This window comes from Pseudomonas sp. OV546 (assembly GCF_900116845.1).
Lineage (GTDB): Bacteria > Pseudomonadota > Gammaproteobacteria > Pseudomonadales > Pseudomonadaceae > Aquipseudomonas > Aquipseudomonas petroselini.
Genome location: NZ_FPCE01000008.1, coordinates 169,520 through 185,902 on the forward strand (window position 1 = coordinate 169,520; position 16,383 = coordinate 185,902).

The window sequence follows — 16,383 nt, forward strand, 5'->3', positions numbered from 1 at the left end:
ATTGCGGCAGGCCAGTTCCTGATAAGGTGGCTGATCCACCGCCATCGGGGGCAAGCCCCCTCCCACATTTTGCTCCGGTTTCTACCGTCAGGTATTCATGCTTTGGAAGTGCAGCAGCATCCGCTGTGCATCCGGCGCTTCTCCACTGAACAACTCGAACGCCTTCACCGCCTGAAACACCGCCATGTTGCCGCCATCCAGCGTGCGGCAACCCAAGGCGCGGGCGTCGCGCAGCAGTTGGGTTTCCAGCGGGAAGTACACGATTTCGGCGACCCATAATTCAGCCCGCAACAAGGATGCAGGCACCGGCGTGCCGGGCAACTTGGCCATGCCCATCGGTGTGGTGTTGACCAAACCATCGGCCTCGGCCATCGCATTTTCCAAGTGTGTGCCGACCTGCGCACGCCCCGTGCCGAAGCGCTGAGTCAGGTTATCCACAAGGTCGCGCGCTCGGCTGGCGTCTACATCGAAAATACTCAAGTACTCCACGCCTTCCGCCAGCAGCGCATGGGCCACTGCTGCACCTGCACCGCCGGCGCCCATCTGCACCACGCGTTGGCGGGCGACGTCGTTCAAGTTGCGCCGAAACCCTTCGGCGAACCCAAGGCAATCGGTGTTGTGGCCGATGCGTTTGCCGTCCTTGAACACCACCGTGTTAACCGCGCCAATGCCCCGGGCTTCGTCGGACAATTCATCAAGCAATGGAAGGATTGCCTGCTTGCACGGGTAGGTGATGTTCAGCCCGGTAAAGTGCATGAGCTCGGCGGCCTCCAGCAAGTCGGGCAGGGCATTGATGTCCAGGCGCAGCGGTTCAAGGTCGATCAGGCGATACAGGTAGCGCAAACCTTGGGCATCGCCTTCCTGTTCATGCAGGGCAGGGGTGCGCGAGGCCTGGATGCCGCTGCCGATCAAGCCGGCGAGAATGCGCGGTTTCATCGGGCCGCCCCTTTGAGCAGGTGGCTGAAATGTTCCAAGGCCAGGTGGTAGCCATGGCTGCCGAACCCGGCGAGCACCGACTTGGCGATGGGCGATACGAAAGAGTGATGACGGAACGCCTCACGGGCATGCACGTTGGACAGGTGCACTTCGATCACCGGCACTTCGCTGGCGACCAGCGCATCGCGAATCGCCACCGACGTGTGCGTCCAGGCTGCCGGGTTGATCACAATGCCGGCGCAACGGGCGCGGGCGCCGTGGATCCAGTCGAGTAATTCGCCTTCGTGGTTGGTCTGGCGAAATTCAATTTTCAGCCCGAGCTGTTCGGCGCTGCGGCCACACAGGACAGCGACATCGGCCAGGGTTTCATGGCCATAGGTGGCGGGCTCACGGGTGCCGAGCAGGTTGAGGTTGGGGCCGTTGAGCACCAGCACGATGGGCGGCATAGGGAGGGTCTCCACAGTTATTGTTCGTTGTGGGGATAAAATGTACTGGTTAGTTAATTTGGTCAATTGATGGCAGCGGATCTGTTCGATTATCGAACTGTTAATCAGACCCTTCACGCGCTGGAATCAGATTAGATATCAATTGAAAATAATTCTCGACAACGCTTAAGATGCCCGCCTGTTTCCTTAACATTCCAGGGAGTCGGTTTGTCGGACGTGGATCTCAAAGGCCTGTTTCTCAAGCATGCCGATACCTTGCGTGGGTATCTGGCACGCAAGGTACGGGACCCGCAGTTGGCCGCAGACCTGGTGCAGGAGAGCTTCCTGCGCCTGGCGGAAAAACCGGCCGGCGAGCGCATCGACAACTCCCAGGGCTATCTCTATCGAACGGCGAGCAATCTGCTGATCGACCATATTCGCCAGGAAGCACGGCGCAAGACAGACTCCGTGCCCCATGAGGCGCTGGCCGAGATTGAAGATGACGTGGCCGGGTTGGAGGCTCAGGCAATGGCGCAGCAACAGCGACAGGCATTGAAGCAGGCACTGGCGGAGTTGCCGGAACGCACCCAGCAGATTTTCCGTCTCAACCGCATCGAAGGCATGACCCACGCCCAGGTCGCCCGGCACCTGGACATTTCTGACAGTTCCGTGCAAAAGCACTTGGCCAAGGCGTTGGCCTACGTGATGCAGCGCTTGCAGGAAGGCGAGGTGGCGCCATCCGACGAATGAATTACCGAAAAATGCCAGGTCAGTCGTCACAGCGTTACATAACGAAAAATTCGAGATTCACACGTGAATAGCCAGGGTCCGCAACAGCACAGCATTACCGAGGCCGCCGCCGAGTGGGCGGTGCGCTTGCACGCCGGTGCCCTGACCGACCAGGAGCAGGCCGAGCTGCAGCATTGGATCGCCTGCGACAGCCGCCACGAAGCGGCCTTGCGCTTTGCCGAACAGACGTGGGCCGCATTGGGTGAGGTGTACAAGGACGAACCGCTGCAGCGTCAACGCCCGCCGGCGGCGACGCTGCCGGCGCGCCGGTCCAAGCGACGCAGGCCATGGCAACGTGCGGCGGCTGTCGCGCTGGTCGTGGTGGTGGTCGGTGTTGGCTGGGTGCGCGGGCCGGACGTGTTGTTGCGCCTGCAAGCCGACTACATCACCCAGAAAGGCGAGGTGCGCACCGTGCACCTGGCCGATGGCAGTACCGTAGAGCTGGATTCCGGCAGTGCCATTCGCCTGGACTACGACGGTGTGCAACGCCGTATCAGTCTGCTCAAGGGCTCGGCGATCTTTGATGTGGCGCCGAGGGTGGGCCAGGAAACCCGGCCGTTTGTGGTGCAGAGCGCGGGGGGGCAAACCCGTGCGCTGGGCACGCGGTTTGTGGTGGCGCGCGAGGGCGATAGCCAGGCGTGGGTTGGGGTGCTGGAGCACAGTGTCGAGGTTTCCCTGCAAGCTATTCCGAAAAAAGGTCCGGCCGACAGGGTGCTTAAGGAGGGCCTGGCTGCACGCTACAACCTCCAGGAAGGCATCGTGCCCATCGACCAGCTCGATGTAGAGCGGGCCACCAGTTGGCGCCGCGGTGTGTTGATCTTTGATCGCCAACCGCTGGCCAAGGTCATCGAGCAACTTAACCGCTACCGTCCTGGGCGTGTGGTGCTGGCGGATTCGGCGCTGGGGGATCGCGAGGTCAGCGGGGTGTTTCGGCTTGATATGCTCGACACTGCCCTTGGCATTCTCACCCAGGAGCTGCACGTGCAGCGTTTGGATCTGGCGGGCCTCAGCTTGATCTATTGATTTTCCTGTAGGTGTGGGCTGGACCTGTGGTGAGTTAGGCCTGCTCCCGCTGGCGGCCTGACAGCTGACCGCGATCCAAATGTGGGAGGGGGCTTGCCCCCGATAGCGGTGTGTCAGTCAATTCATCAGGTGACTGATTCAGCGCCATCGGGGCCTCGGTATCTACACAATTCTGGCTATGGCGCTGGACCTGTGGCGAGGGAGCTTGCTCCCGCCGGCGGCCTGACAGCTGACCATAATCTAACGGTTACCCCGCGATCCAAATGTGGGAGGGGGCTTGCCCCCGATAGCGGTGTGTCAGTCAATTCATCAGGTGACTGATTCAGCGCCATCGAGGCCTCGGTATCTACACAATTCTGGCTATGGCGCTGGACCTGTGGCGAGGGAGCTTGCTCTCGCTGGCGGCCTGGCAGACGACCATAATCTAACGGTTACCCCGCGATCCAAATGTGGGAGGGGGCTTGCCCCCGATAGCGGTGTGTCAGTCAATTCATCAGTTGACTGATTCAGCGCCATCGGGCCTCGGTATCTACACAATTCTGGGTATGGCGCAGGACCTGTGGCGAGGGAGCTTGCTCCCGCTGGCGCGCTGGTAGACGACCAGGATGTTGGATCAGACCCGGTACATATCCGTTATTTAGGTCTCGGCCACTATGGGTTCCGCCCTTACGGCGGGTCACTTTTGGAAAAGGCCCAAAAGTAACCAAAAGGCCTTCGCCCCAACACTCGGCACCTCGCCTAGGCTCGGTGTGCCCGTAATCCGCCAGGGATTTGGGGGGCCGCCGCCACGCGCCATCCATGGCGCGGGGCGGCTAAACCGGCATCCCTGCCGGTTTACCCCCCAAATCCCTGTCGAATTCCGGCCAGCGTGTTTGACGGGGCGCCTGAGATCAAAAGCTAGATCACGATCAAGAGCGGCTCGCTTCGCATCGTGGTTAGTCTCGGTTGCTACAACGGTGTGTCCGTATCTATGGCTATCGCCGGCAAGCCGGCTCAGTTTCCTGCTTGAACCCCTTCGTTAAAAAACTTTTGGAAAAGTCTTACTGACTTCCTGCGCGTCGCACGTCTTGCTAGGTGAGAAGCATTCGCATAAACAAAAAACGCTTAGCGCAGGGAACAATCGAAATGTCAGCACTCAACAAGGGGCGTATCACCGGTAGCCGGTTAGCCCTTTCCATTCACTTGGGCCTGTTCGCCGCAGTGGCGCCGGTGTATGCCGCGCAGCCTCAATCGGGCGCTACCCAACCTGCTGTGTTGACGTTCGATATCCCCGTGCAATCTCTCGGCAGTGCCGTGCTGGCCTTCGCCGACCAGGCTGGCTTGCAGGTGTTGTTTGACAGCCAGCGCCTGCAAGGCTTGAGCAGTACGGCGATCAAGGGCAGTTTCAGCGTGCAGGAAGGCCTGGGCCGTTTGCTCGGTGCCGCGCCGGTGGAGTATCGCTTTACCGGCGAGCGCCAGGTCACGCTCAACCGCGTCAGTGACGATCACGACGGCGCCATGACCGTGGGCACTACCACCATTACCGGTAACACCAATGGCCAGGCCAGCGATTGGGTGTACCAGACCCCAAAGTCCGTGGCAGTCATCAGCCGTGACATGATCGACAAGCGCCCACCCCGTCACGCGGCCGACATGCTGGAGGAAACTGCGGGGGTCTACACCGCCGTTGACCAACGCGACCCTGGTCTTTCCGTGAACATTCGCGGCGTTCAGGACTATGGCCGTGTGAACATGAACATCGACGGCATGCGCCAGAACTTCAACGTCAATGGGCACCAGCAGCGCAATGGCACCATGCTGATTGACCCGGAGTTCATTTCCAGCATCGAGATCGACAAGGGCAGCCAGTCGGGGCAGGGTGGGGCGGCCGTACTCGGCGGGATCGCCTCGTTCAAGACCCTGGAGGCCAGCGAGTTCCTCAAGGATGGTAAAGAGATCGGCGGACGTTTTCGCGCGGGCAGCGGTATCGGTGAGCTGGGCAACGGTACCTACTTCAATGGCAGTGGCGTGTTTGCCTTTGGTGATGAGCGCGGCGATGTGCTGCTCGGCTACAGCGAGCGCCATTTCGGCAACTACCGGGCCGGCACCCACAATGACCAGAACCTGGGCACCAATCTGCGGGCCAGGAAGTATGCCCCGGTCGCCTTCGACGACTGGTTGAACAGCGAAGTCGGTGATACCGGCAGCGTGACCCGGTCGCAGATCGTCAAGTTCGGCCTGAACCTGCCCAACGATCAGCGCGTGCAATTGAGCTACCTGGAAAGCGATACCGACAGCAATGATGCCTGGGGCTACATCAGTGATGATCTTCAGAGCAGCTATTACGTACGCACCGGCAAGAACAACCTCAACGCGAAAAACGCGGCGCTGGACTACAGCTACAGCCCGGATAACGCGCTGATCGATTTCAAGGCCAAGCTCTATTACGTCACCACCCAACTGGATCGTTCCAACGCCGGCAACCTCGCGTCCCTGAGTTCCGGCAACTATACGCCGGCATACACCGACCATTTCCAGACCGATACCTGGGGCCTGCAGGGCGAAAACACGGCGCGCTTCGACCTGGGCCGCGTGGGGCATCTGAGCTGGAACTATGGCCTGGAGATGTATCAGGACACCTTCAAGCCCAGTACCAACAAGATCGAGTCCACCAACACGATCAACTCCGGATCACTGCCCTACACCCCCAGTGCCGACCCGGAAGGCAAGCGCACCATCGCCAGTGTGTTCAATAACCTGCAATACGAATATGACGACTGGCTGACCGTGGATGCCGGGCTGCGTTACGACCGTTATCGGCTGGAGGGTGTCACCGGGATGACGCTGTGGAAGCGCGACCGGTTTTACACCAGTACGACGGGCGCGAAGCGTGTCGAGGACATTTTTGATATCGACCGTGAAGACGGACGGTTTTCGCCGACCTTCGGTATCGGCATCAAGCCTGGGGTCGACTGGCTGCAACTGTATACCCGCTGGGGCAAGGGCTGGCGCCCGCCGGCTGTCACTGAAACCTTTATGAGCGGCCGCCCCCACGGGGGTGGTTCGAATGAACGGGTATTCCCCAATCCTTACCTGAAGCCAGAGGAGTCTCGCGATTGGGAAGTGGGGATGAACGTGTTCAAGGAGTCGCTCTTTTTCAATGACGACCGACTGGGCATCAAGGTGGCGTACTTCGACACCAAGATTAAGAATTTCACCTTCCTCAATACCAGTGTGAGTTTGCCGGAGACGTCCGTTGGGGGTTTCAACGGGATCATGGCGTATACCAACAACCTCAATGACACGCGGTTCAGGGGCCTTGAGTACCAACTCAACTACGACATGGGGCGTGCGTATACCAACCTTAGTTACACGCACATGATCGGCAGCAACGAGTTCTGTTCGAAGAACTACTACCTGGGCGGGGCCAAGAAGGCCGGTCCCAGCACCACCGTTATCGAACGGTTTACCCGGCCCAACGGCACCATCGGTTTCCGCCCTGTGACCCGCTACGAATTGTTGGATGACGAGGCCGCCAATGCCAAGGAAAGCTGCGGCAAGATCATGGGCAACGCCACCTACACCCCCGCTGATCGCGCGTCGTTGACGTTGGGCGCGCGCTTTTTGGACAAGCGCCTGGATACCGGTGTGCGTGTTCGCTACAGCTCGGGTAACGGGGAAAACCTGGACAACCAGGGCTACAACCTGATCGACCAGGCCATGTGGCCCAAATACACCGTGTATGACGTCTACGCCAGTTACTGGATGACCGATCAATTGAACATCGCGTTGGCGTTGGAAAACGCCACGGACGAAGCGTATTTCGTCGCCATGGGCGATGCCAACAACCTCAGCCTGGCTCGCGGCCGGACCTTGAGCGGAATGCTCGAATACAAATTCTGATACCGGTGCCACGGCACCGCATCAACCACGGTTTTGCCCAGGGTTGGGTAAAAAGTGCGCAGCTGCGCATTGATCAATAGCGCTGTAATTATGAGGTTTAGTGATGACTATTTCTGTTAGCTACGAGTCGTACCTGGGCACTACTTCGCTGTCTGACTACCTGTCGGACTGGGCTCTTGGTTTTGCCACGGCAGGTCATGGCACTGGCGGCAACAACGGTGGTTTCAGCAACGGGACCTTCGCCGGTGACCAATACGCGTCCCATGGCGCCAACAACTCCGACTACGCGTTCATCGCCGACAGCGACACCAGCAACGGCCTGCACTACGTGTTCAATCCAACACTGCCGGCCAGCAGCAACTTGAACCACTACCTGTGGGGCGAACTGGATAACGTCGAGCTGGGCACTGGCCTGACCGGCGGCAGTGGCAGCGACTTCGACCTGAGTGCCTACAAAGTCGCCTTCAATGGCCTCGACCTGTCCGCCGCCGAAGGTGCAGGCCGCGTCGGCAACGATGTGCAGAGCGTGATCTACGGCCTGATCCAGGGCAACACCAGTGCACTGGAATCGGCACTCAACGAGCTGCTGGGCGCTATCGACCCGAGCCTGTCGACGGCCAACACCTTCGACGAGATCTCCGCCGGCCTCGCGGCCCACGCGGCGTCCTCGACCACCACCGACGTTGCACTGGTGGGCGTGCAGGACGTGGCCCAGGACTGGGCACTCGCGGCCTAAATCCGCTGCATGAAAAAAGCGAATGGAAGATCGCTCTCCCATTCGCCGCATGACACACCGCCGTTGCCCAAGCCTTCTAACTCTTCAGGCGACGGCGGTGCCGAATTCTGCGCAGCGTCGCATGGCCTGTCAACGCGATGACGCTGCCCGCTCAACCCTTTGAGAATCCCCAGATGCGCCACGCCGGCAACGAAACCCTGGCCGCCCTCACGGCCTATAAAAGTGGCTTCTTCAACATCGGCCTGTTCTCGGCGGTGATCAACCTGCTGATGCTCGCCCCGGCGCTGTACATGCTGCAGGTGTACGACCGGGTGCTAGCCTCGGGCAATCAGATGACCCTGTTGATGCTGACGCTGATGATCCTCGGCCTGTTCGGCCTGATGGGCGCATTGGAGTGGGTGCGCAGCCAGGTGGTGATTCGCCTCGGCACGCAGATGGACATGCGCTTGAACCAGCGGGTGTACGACGCGGCGTTCGAAGCGCAACTCAAGGGCGGCACCCAGGCGGCCGGCCAGGCGCTGCATGACCTGACCACGCTGCGCCAGTTCGCCACCGGCCAGGCGTTGTTCGCGTTTTTCGATGCGCCGTGGTTTCCGGTGTACCTGTTGGTGATTTTCCTGTTTCACCCCTGGCTCGGCCTGCTGGCACTGGTCGGCGCGCTGCTGTTGATGGCGCTGGCGTGGGTTAACCACCACGTCAGTCAGGCTCCGATGGCCCTGGCCAGCCAACTGTCCATCAGCGCCAGCCAGCAGGCCACGGCCAACCTGCGCAATGCCGACACCATCGAAGCCATGGGCATGCTCGGCACGTTGCGCGCACGCTGGTTCGGCCAGCATCAAGCGTTTTTGGCCCAGCAAAACCTGGCCAGTGAAAAGACCGCAGCCGTCAGCGCCTGGTCCAAGGGCGTGCGCCTCGCGTTGCAATCCCTGGTCCTGGGTTTGGGCGCGTTGCTGGCGGTGCAGGGCGATATTACGCCGGGGATGATGATTGCCGGCTCGATCCTGATGGGCCGGGTGTTGACCCCCATCGACCAACTGATCGGCGTGTGGAAGCAATGGGGCTCGGCGCGGCTGGCGTACGAACGCTTGTCGCAGATGCTGGAGGCCAACCCGGCGCGACCAGTCCCTATGAGCCTGCCGGTGCCTAAAGGCCAACTGAGCGTCGAGCACATCAGCGCCTGTGCCCCCGGCAGCCGTCGGCCGGCGCTGGCCAACCTCGGTTTTAACCTGGCGGCAGGCGACGTGCTGGGCGTGATCGGGCCGTCGGGCTGCGGCAAATCCACCCTGGCGCGAATACTGGTGGGCGCCTGGGCGCCCCTGGCCGGCAAGGTGCGGTTGGACGGTGCCGACCTGGCCCTGTGGGACAAGCAGCAGTTAGGTCCGCACATCGGTTACCTGCCGCAAGACATTCAATTGTTCGCCGGCAGCATTGCGGAAAACATCGCACGCTTTGCCGAGGTCGACGCGGATAAAGTCCTCGCTGCTGCGCAAATGGCTGGCGTGCATGAATTGATCCTGCAACTGCCCCAAGGCTACGACACGCAATTGGGGGAGGGCGGCGCCGGCTTGTCCGGCGGCCAGAAGCAACGCGTTGCGCTGGCCCGTGCGCTGTACGGCCTGCCTGCGTTGATCGTGCTGGATGAACCCAACGCCAACCTCGACGAGGTGGGCGAGCACGCCCTGCTCCAAGCCATCGGCCAGCTCAAGCAACAGCGCCGTACCGTGATCCTGATCACCCACAAACCCAACGTGCTGAGCCTGACTGACCAGTTGCTGATCCTCAAGGACGGTCAATTGCAGGCGTTCGGCCCTACGGCGCGTGTGTTGGAGGCACGGCAGAAGCCCGTGGCGAGCAAGCCGGTGTCGACCCTGAGCATGAGTTACCGCCTCGGTGAAGGAAAACAGGCATGAGCCAGAGCAAACCTGTGTTGGTCTGCGAGGCGCCGAACAACGTGCTGGCGCTGGATGACAAAAAATACTCGCGCATTGGCTGGCTGTTGGTGCTCGGTGGCTTTGCCGGTTTCCTCGGTTGGGCGGCGTTGGCGCCGTTGGACAAGGGCGTGGCGGTGTCGGGCAAGGTCATGGTCTCGGGCCATCGCAAGACCGTGCAACACCCGGCGGGAGGTATCGTCGAGCGCATTGACGTGCGCGACGGTGAGGTGGTCAGTGCCGGCCAGGTGCTGCTGCGCTTGAAGGAAACCCCATTGCGCGGGCAGATGCAGTCCCTGCGCAGCCAGTACGTGGCGTCCCTGGCCAGCGAAGCGCGCTTGAGTGCCGAAAGTGAAGGGTTGTCGGCAATCACTTTTGCTCCCGAACTGCTCGACGATCCTGAAGCAGCGGCCACCCTGAACCTGCAACGGCAGCTGTTCAATAGCCGTGCCCAGGCCCTGGCTACCGAGCAACAAGGCCTGCGCGAAACCATCGCCGGCGCCGAGGCGCAGCTGCGCGGTACGCGGGATTCGCAAGCCAGCAAAGTCCAGCAACGCGCGGCGTTGAGTGAGCAACTGCAAGGCCTGCGCGCGTTGGCGCGTGACGGGTACATCCCACGCAACCGCCTGCTCGACAGCGAGCGCCTGTACTCGCAGGTCGATGGCGCCATCGCCGAGGACTATGGCCGTATCGGTCAGTTGCAGCGCCAGGTGCTCGAACTGCGGCTACGCATCCGTCAGCTCGGCGAAGACTTCCAGAAAGACCTGCGCGGCCAGTTGGCCGAGACCCGTACCCGCAGCGACGACCTGCGCAATCGACTGGCCTCGGCCGAGTTCGAATTGGCCAACAGCCTGGTGCGCGCCCCGGCGTCCGGTGTGGTGGTGGGGCTGGATGTGTACACCGAGGGCGGCGTAATCAAGCCCGGCCAGGCGTTGATGGACATCGTGCCCCAGGGCGAACCCTTGCTGGTGGAGGCGCGCGTGCCGGTGCAGATGGTCGACAAGGTGCATCCGGGCTTGCCGGTGGAGTTGCTGTTCTCGGCCTTCAACCAGGCCACCACGCCACGGGTGGCCGGTGAGGTCACACTGGTCTCGGCCGATCGCCAGGTCGATGAACGCACCGACGAGCCTTACTACACGCTGCGCGCCCAGGTCAGCGCGGCCGGCATGCAACAACTGGACGGCGTGCAGATACGTCCCGGCATGCCGGTGGAAACCTTCATCAAGACCGGTGAGCGCTCGATGCTCAACTACCTGTTCAAACCCCTGCTGGATCGCACCCATATGGCCCTGGTGGAAGAATGAAGGCGCTGCTGTTTACCCTGTTTTTCGGTTGTACCTCGGCGGCGCACGCCTTGGGTTTGCTGGATGCCTACGACTTGGCCCTGCGCAATGATCCGACTTTTCAGGCCGCTATCCAGGAGCGTGAAGCCGGTGAAGAACATCGCGTGATCGGGCGTGCGGCGTTGTTGCCGAACCTGTCATGGAGCTATAACAACTCGCGCAACGCGTCTGAAGTGACGGCGGGTGAGGTCACCAGCGACCGTGACTACCGCAGCTATGCTTCGACCCTGACCTTGCAGCAACCGTTGCTGGATTACGAAGCCTATGCGCGGTTTCGCCAGGGCACCGCCCAGGCCTTGATGGCCGACGAGCGCTTTCGCGGCAAGAGCCAGGAACTGGCGGTGCGGGTGCTCAATGCCTACAGCCAGGCCTTGCTGGCGCAAGAACGTATCGAGCTGAGCCGTGCGCAGAAACGCGCGTATGCCGAGCGCCTGCAACTCAATGATCGCCTGCTCAAGGGCGGTGAGGGCACGCGCACCGATGTGCTGGAAACCCAGGCGCGCCTGAGCTTGGCCCAGGCAGAAGAAATCGAATCCCTGGACGCTCAGGACAGTGCCCTGCGCGAGTTGGAAGCCATCGTCGGCCAGCCGCTGCAGATCGAAGAATTGGCACCATTGACGCGCCAATTCGACATCCCGCCCCTGCAGCCCAACCGTTTCGAGACCTGGCGCGACATGGCCATGGCCAATAACCCGGAGCTTAAATCCCAGCACCACGCCCTGGACGTAGCGTCCTACGAAGTGGAGCGCAAACGTGCAGGCCACCTGCCCAAGGTCAGCCTGTACGCCACCAGTCGCCAGACCCGCTCTGACTCGGAAAGCAGCTACAACCAACAGTACGACACCAACAGTGTCGGCATTCAGGTCAGCCTGCCACTGTTTGCCGGCGGCGGGGTGTCGGCCTCCACCCGCCAGGCGGCGAACCAGCTGTCCCAGGCCCAGTACGAGTTGGACGCGCAAACCTCGGCCACGCTGGTGGAGTTGCGCAAGCAGTTCAACCTCAACACCAGCGGCGCCGCCAAAGTGCGCGCCTATGAAATGGCCGTCAGCTCGGCCACTGCCTTGGTCGCCGCGACCCAGAAAAGCGTCACCGGCGGTGAGCGCGTCAACCTCGACGTGCTCGACGCCGAACAACAACTCTTCACCGCCCGCCGCGACCTGGCGAATGCGCGGCATGCGTATCTGCTGGCTCGGATTCAGTTGAAGTATTACGCGGGGTTGCTGAGCGAGCAGGACTTGCGGGCCTTGGCGGGGTATTTCCAGCCCTCGGCATGAGTGGTTACAACCCGGCATTCGCCGGGTTTTTTGTGCTTACTAGTCTGTGAAACAGCTTCGGGAAAATGGAGCCGGTTGTCGGGTGACAGGGGAAAATTGTTACCTGGCGGAAAATAACCTAACGGATGGGTTACGATGAGAGTAGGCGCTTACAAGGGATATGTGATTTCGGTGTTTATCAGGGAGGAGCATTGCCCGCCCCATGTGCATGTCAGGGGGAAGGAGTGGGATGCGCGTTTTCGTTTCAGTTTTCTGGATGGAGACGTGGAATTGTGGGACGTAGAGCCTGAGCGTCGGCAGCCACCCATGGCGGTTTTGAAAGAAATACGCGGGGCGATCATGCAGCGGCATTACCTGGCGCGGGCACGCAGGATCTGGTGGGAATACCTGCAAACGGTCTGCCTGGAGAATCATTCTTGGGATTGGGAGGCCGGTGAATTGGTGCCAGGGTTAGTTATTCGACATGGAGTCCATGTCATCGCAAGCGCCCGGCACGATGTCGTTGCGCAACGGACAATTCTGAATCTGGTAAGAGCACCAGACTGTGTGGGGATTGATTTATGAAAATCGTAAAAGCCAAGGTTGTACCCTACAAACCGCTCACTGAAGCGGACGTCGAAAAGGCGATAGCCCCAGGGCGCAAGACACGGCACCTTTATGCCCGCGCCAGCTCTGTGCGTTATGAAGACAACTGCATTTCCATCGGCTTCAGCGACGGCAGTCGCGTTGTACTGCCGGTGGCTGGCCTGCCCGAGTTCGAGGGGTTTTCCTTGGAGGACTTTGAGCAACTGGAAGTCGGCTTTGGCGGCAAGGCGCTGTGCTGTGAGGCCCGGGATTTGGATGTTTCGGTCACGGGCCTGATCGCCACCAGCAAACCGCTCATGGACCTAGCCACCAGTTTGGTTGCGTCGCGCAACGGTCGCAAAAGCAGCGCCGCCAAATCCGCCGCCGCCCGAGCCAATGGCAAGAAGGGCGGGCGGCCACGCAAGAAGGAACCTGAGGACGTTGAACTACCGCCGAGTCAGTAACACACCGGATTCCATATGGTGCGTCCACGGGAACTGGTCAAACATTGCGCACTTCGTAATCCGGTGCGTGTCATGCAATTGCGCGATGTTCGCCGCCAACGTCTCCGGGTTGCAGGAAATGTACAGGATGTTGTCGAAGCGCCGGGTCAGTTCGCAGGTGTCCGGGTCCATGCCGGCGCGCGGCGGGTCGACGAACACGCTGCTGAACTCATAGCTCTTCAAGTCGATACCGTGCAGGCGGCGGAACGGGCGCACTTCATTCAGCGCTTCGGTGAGTTCTTCGGCGGAGAGGCGCACCAGGGTGACGTTACCCACCGCGTTTTCATCGAGGTTGCTCAAGGCCGCATTCACCGAGGTCTTGCTGATCTCGGTCGCCAGCACCTTGCGTACACGTGTTGCCAGGGGCAGGGTGAAGTTGCCGTTGCCGCAATACAACTCGAGCAAATCGTCCGGGCGATCGCCCAGGGCGTCATAGGCCCAGTTGAGCATCTTCTGGTTCACCGTGCCGTTGGGTTGGGTGAAGGCGCCTTCGGGTTGGCGATAGCTGAACGTGCGGCCACCGACCTCGAGTTTTTCCACCACATAGTCGTGGCCGATCACATCGCGCTTGCCCTTGGAGCGGCCGATGATGCTGACGTTCAAGTCGGTGGCGAGCTTATTCGCGGCGGTGTGCCAATGCTCGTCCAGTGGGCGGTGATAGCACAGGGTGATCATCGCATCGCCGGCCAGGGTGGTCAGGAACTCCACCTGGAACAGCTTGTGGCTCAGGGCGGCGCTGGCTTGCCAGGCGGCCTTGAGCTGCGGCATCAATTGGTTGATGCGTTGGCTGGCGATGGGGAACTCTTCGATCAGGATCGGCGTGCGCTTGTCGTCCTGGGAAAACATCGCGTAGTGGCGCTCACCGCCTTCGCGCCACAGGCGGAACTCGGCGCGCAGGCGGAAGTTCTGCAGCGGCGAGTCGAAGACCTGTGGCTCTGGCGCGTCAAACGGTGCCAGCAGGTCACGCAAGCGCGTGACCTTGTCTTGCAGTTGAGCGGTGTAGCGTGCGGCGTCAAAAGTCATGCGTTGAACCAGCCCAGCTTGATTACAAACAGAATCGACAGAATCACCAATGCCGGGTTCAGCTCACGGTAGCGGCCCGAAAGCAGCTTGATGGCGGTCCAGGCGATGAAACCGAAGGCGATGCCGTTGGCGATGGAGTAAGTGAAAGGCATCGCCAGGGCGGTGACCACCACCGGCGCTGCAACCGTGATGTCGTCCCAGTCGATCTCGGCCAGGCCCTGGGTCATCAACACAGCCACGAACAGCAGTGCCGGCGCGGTGGCGTAGGCCGGCACGCTGGCGGCCAGTGGCGAGAAGAACAACGCCAGCAGGAACAGGATCGCGACCACGATGGCGGTCAGGCCGGTACGGCCACCGGCGCTCACGCCCGCAGCGGACTCGATGTAGCTGGTGGTGGTCGAAGTGCCCAGCAGGGAGCCCGCCATGGCGGCGGTACTGTCGGCGATCAGCGCACGGCCCATTTTCGGCATGTGACCGTCCTTGCCCATCAGGCCGGCGCGCTTGGCCACGCCGATCAAGGTGCCGGAGTTATCGAACAGGTCCACGAACAGGAAGGCGAAGATCACGCTGACCAGGCCGATATCCAGGGCGCCCTTGATATCCAACTGCAGGAAGGTCGGGGCCAGGGACGGTGGTGCCGAGGTGATACCGATGAACGGGGTGAAGCCCAATACGATCGAGGCGATGGTCACCGCCAGGATGCCGATCAGCACCGCGCCGCGTACGGCCAGGGCTTCCAGCGCGACGATCAGCACGAAACCCAGGGTGGCCAGGATCGGCGCGGGTTGTTTCAGGTCGCCCAGGCCCACCATGGTGGCCGGGTTGCTCACCACGATCCCGGCGTTATGCAGGGCGATCAGCGCCAGGAACAGGCCGATACCGGCGGCAATCGCCGAGCGCAGTGGCAGGGGGATGGCGTTGATGATCCACTCACGAATGCGAAAGATCGACAGCAGGAAGAACAGCACCGCCGAGATAAACACCGCCCCCAGCGCAACCTGCCAGGTGTGGCCCATGTGCAGGACCACGGTGTAGGTAAAGAAGGCGTTGAGGCCCATGCCCGGCGCAAGGGCGATCGGGTAGTTGGCGATCAGGCCCATCACGGTCGAACCGATGGCGGCGGCCAGGCAGGTGGCGACGAAGACCGCGCCTTTGTCCATGCCGGTCTCGCCGAGGATGCTCGGGTTCACGAACAGGATGTAGGCCATGGCCAGGAATGTCGTGATGCCCGCGAGGATCTCGGTGCGCACGTTGGTGTTGTGTGCCTTGAGTTGAAACAGCTTTTCCAGCATGCCTGCTCCCAGTGACGCTCTGTGGCGTCGTGATTTGTTGACCTCTAAGTCAAAGCACAAACTGCGCCAAGCGCCTGTGGTTTCAGAGAGGATCGGAAAAAGCGGCGCATCATACCAGCAGCCGAGGCCTTGAGGCATACTGCGCCGACGTTTAAACGAAGGTCATCCGCCGCATGAAAAACGCCAGCCCGTGGAGTCTAGCCCTGATCCCCTGTATCAGCCTGTTGCTCGGTGCAGCACCGGCGTGGGGCGCGACTGCACCGCCGTTGAGCGAAGTGCGTGTGTTCAAGGTTGAGTCGGCGCGTTGCACGGAAACCATTCCTGAGCGTGTGAGCACGACCCAGATGTGTACGCACCGTGGGCCCACTAAGGTTTCTGTCATGGAAGTCGGCCTGGGCAATAACCCGGTTGGCCTCTTTAATGGCGCGGTGTTGAACGGCCAGCGCACGCCGGTATGCCAGGTCGGCAACGTCAGCGAGGCCTGCAGCGGGGCCGGCACGTTGATGGGCTACATCTATGTGTTTGACCTGAATGTGGAGGCCCAGGGCTGGTTCGAATACAGCAACGCCTCGATCAACCCCCCGCGAAACACCCTGAAAACCCTGCTCAATATCCGCTGATCAATCTTCTTGAACGCTCAAAACCACGGGAAGTCGTACCCCTGA

The 16,383-nt window shown here is 61.2% G+C and carries 14 protein-coding genes; 10 read left to right on the forward strand and 4 right to left on the reverse strand.

Going from position 1 to position 16,383, the window contains the following annotated elements; genetic code table 11:
- Positions 1–87 precede the first annotated feature (87 nt).
- Together BM403_RS19510 and aroQ are read right to left on the reverse strand one after the other, a co-directional pair.
- Positions 88–936, reverse strand: coding sequence for a shikimate dehydrogenase (locus BM403_RS19510; RefSeq protein ID WP_093544250.1), 849 nt, complete (start codon positions 934–936; stop codon positions 88–90).
- The gene (aroQ, locus tag BM403_RS19515) at positions 933–1,382 is read right to left on the reverse strand and encodes a type II 3-dehydroquinate dehydratase (RefSeq protein WP_093544252.1); all 450 of its coding nucleotides are present in this window, start codon (positions 1,380–1,382) and stop codon (positions 933–935) included. The genes BM403_RS19510 and aroQ overlap by 4 nt, the downstream gene beginning before the upstream one ends.
- Positions 1,383–1,589: 207 nt before the next feature.
- Between aroQ and BM403_RS19520 the strand changes: the two genes are divergently transcribed.
- The 9 genes from BM403_RS19520 to BM403_RS19565 all read left to right on the forward strand — a co-directional run bounded on the left by BM403_RS19520 (position 1,590) and on the right by BM403_RS19565 (position 13,364).
- Positions 1,590–2,111: an RNA polymerase sigma factor gene (locus BM403_RS19520; RefSeq protein WP_015886011.1), complete on the forward strand. Its 522-nt coding sequence runs from the start codon at positions 1,590–1,592 to the stop codon at positions 2,109–2,111.
- 63 nt (positions 2,112–2,174) lie between these two features.
- On the forward strand, positions 2,175–3,173 hold the full coding sequence (locus BM403_RS19525; protein WP_093544254.1) for a FecR family protein: 999 nt from the start codon (positions 2,175–2,177) through the stop codon (positions 3,171–3,173).
- Between the two features lie 1,125 nt (positions 3,174–4,298).
- Entirely contained in the window at positions 4,299–7,055 is a 2,757-nt protein-coding gene (locus BM403_RS19535) for a TonB-dependent receptor (protein ID WP_093544256.1), read from the forward strand.
- Between the two features lie 103 nt (positions 7,056–7,158).
- Positions 7,159–7,791, forward strand: coding sequence for a heme acquisition protein HasA (locus BM403_RS19540; RefSeq protein ID WP_015886008.1), 633 nt, complete (start codon positions 7,159–7,161; stop codon positions 7,789–7,791).
- Between the two features lie 173 nt (positions 7,792–7,964).
- Positions 7,965–9,701 (forward strand): type I secretion system permease/ATPase, encoded by a 1,737-nt coding sequence (locus tag BM403_RS19545; protein ID WP_093544258.1) that lies wholly within the window; start codon positions 7,965–7,967, stop codon positions 9,699–9,701.
- Positions 9,698–11,023 carry an HlyD family type I secretion periplasmic adaptor subunit gene (locus tag BM403_RS19550; protein ID WP_093544260.1) on the forward strand — a complete coding sequence of 442 codons (1,326 nt, stop codon included), beginning with the start codon at positions 9,698–9,700 and terminating at the stop codon, positions 11,021–11,023. The genes BM403_RS19545 and BM403_RS19550 overlap by 4 nt, the downstream gene beginning before the upstream one ends.
- Positions 11,020–12,336, forward strand: coding sequence for a TolC family outer membrane protein (locus BM403_RS19555; RefSeq protein WP_015886005.1), 1,317 nt, complete (start codon positions 11,020–11,022; stop codon positions 12,334–12,336). Before BM403_RS19550 ends, BM403_RS19555 begins: the two co-directional genes overlap by 4 nt.
- 135 nt (positions 12,337–12,471) lie before the next feature.
- Entirely contained in the window at positions 12,472–12,900 is a 429-nt protein-coding gene (locus BM403_RS19560; RefSeq protein WP_093544262.1) for a DUF4160 domain-containing protein, read from the forward strand.
- On the forward strand, positions 12,897–13,364 hold the full coding sequence (locus tag BM403_RS19565) for a DUF2442 domain-containing protein (RefSeq protein ID WP_093544264.1): 468 nt from the start codon (positions 12,897–12,899) through the stop codon (positions 13,362–13,364). The genes BM403_RS19560 and BM403_RS19565 overlap by 4 nt, the downstream gene beginning before the upstream one ends.
- Here BM403_RS19565 and trmA read toward each other — a convergent pair.
- Entirely contained in the window at positions 13,347–14,426 is a 1,080-nt protein-coding gene (gene trmA, locus BM403_RS19570) for a tRNA (uridine(54)-C5)-methyltransferase TrmA (protein ID WP_093544267.1), read from the reverse strand. The genes BM403_RS19565 and trmA overlap by 18 nt on opposite strands.
- Positions 14,423–15,718 (reverse strand): NCS2 family permease, encoded by a 1,296-nt coding sequence (locus BM403_RS19575; protein WP_015886001.1) that lies wholly within the window; start codon positions 15,716–15,718, stop codon positions 14,423–14,425. Before BM403_RS19575 ends, trmA begins: the two co-directional genes overlap by 4 nt.
- Before the next feature lie 173 nt (positions 15,719–15,891).
- On the opposite strand from BM403_RS19575, the gene BM403_RS19580 reads away from it, so the two are divergent.
- On the forward strand, positions 15,892–16,338 hold the full coding sequence (locus BM403_RS19580) for a DUF4879 domain-containing protein (RefSeq protein ID WP_093544270.1): 447 nt from the start codon (positions 15,892–15,894) through the stop codon (positions 16,336–16,338).
- Positions 16,339–16,383: the final 45 nt, after the last annotated feature.

Excerpts from the sequence above, each read along its gene's own strand:
- BM403_RS19510 (WP_093544250.1), bottom strand. The coding sequence starts at position 936 with ATGAAACCGCGCATTCTCGCCGGCTTGATCGGCAGCGGCATCCAGGCC.
- aroQ (WP_093544252.1), bottom strand. The coding sequence starts at position 1,382 with ATGCCGCCCATCGTGCTGGTGCTCAACGGCCCCAACCTCAACCTGCTC.
- BM403_RS19535 (WP_093544256.1), top strand. The coding sequence starts at position 4,299 with ATGTCAGCACTCAACAAGGGGCGTATCACCGGTAGCCGGTTAGCCCTT.
- BM403_RS19540 (WP_015886008.1), top strand. The coding sequence starts at position 7,159 with ATGACTATTTCTGTTAGCTACGAGTCGTACCTGGGCACTACTTCGCTG.
- BM403_RS19545 (WP_093544258.1), top strand. The coding sequence starts at position 7,965 with ATGCGCCACGCCGGCAACGAAACCCTGGCCGCCCTCACGGCCTATAAA.
- BM403_RS19550 (WP_093544260.1), top strand. The coding sequence starts at position 9,698 with ATGAGCCAGAGCAAACCTGTGTTGGTCTGCGAGGCGCCGAACAACGTG.
- BM403_RS19555 (WP_015886005.1), top strand. The coding sequence starts at position 11,020 with ATGAAGGCGCTGCTGTTTACCCTGTTTTTCGGTTGTACCTCGGCGGCG.
- BM403_RS19560 (WP_093544262.1), top strand. The coding sequence starts at position 12,472 with ATGAGAGTAGGCGCTTACAAGGGATATGTGATTTCGGTGTTTATCAGG.
- BM403_RS19565 (WP_093544264.1), top strand. The coding sequence starts at position 12,897 with ATGAAAATCGTAAAAGCCAAGGTTGTACCCTACAAACCGCTCACTGAA.
- trmA (WP_093544267.1), bottom strand. The coding sequence starts at position 14,426 with ATGACTTTTGACGCCGCACGCTACACCGCTCAACTGCAAGACAAGGTC.
- BM403_RS19575 (WP_015886001.1), bottom strand. The coding sequence starts at position 15,718 with ATGCTGGAAAAGCTGTTTCAACTCAAGGCACACAACACCAACGTGCGC.
- BM403_RS19580 (WP_093544270.1), top strand. The coding sequence starts at position 15,892 with ATGAAAAACGCCAGCCCGTGGAGTCTAGCCCTGATCCCCTGTATCAGC.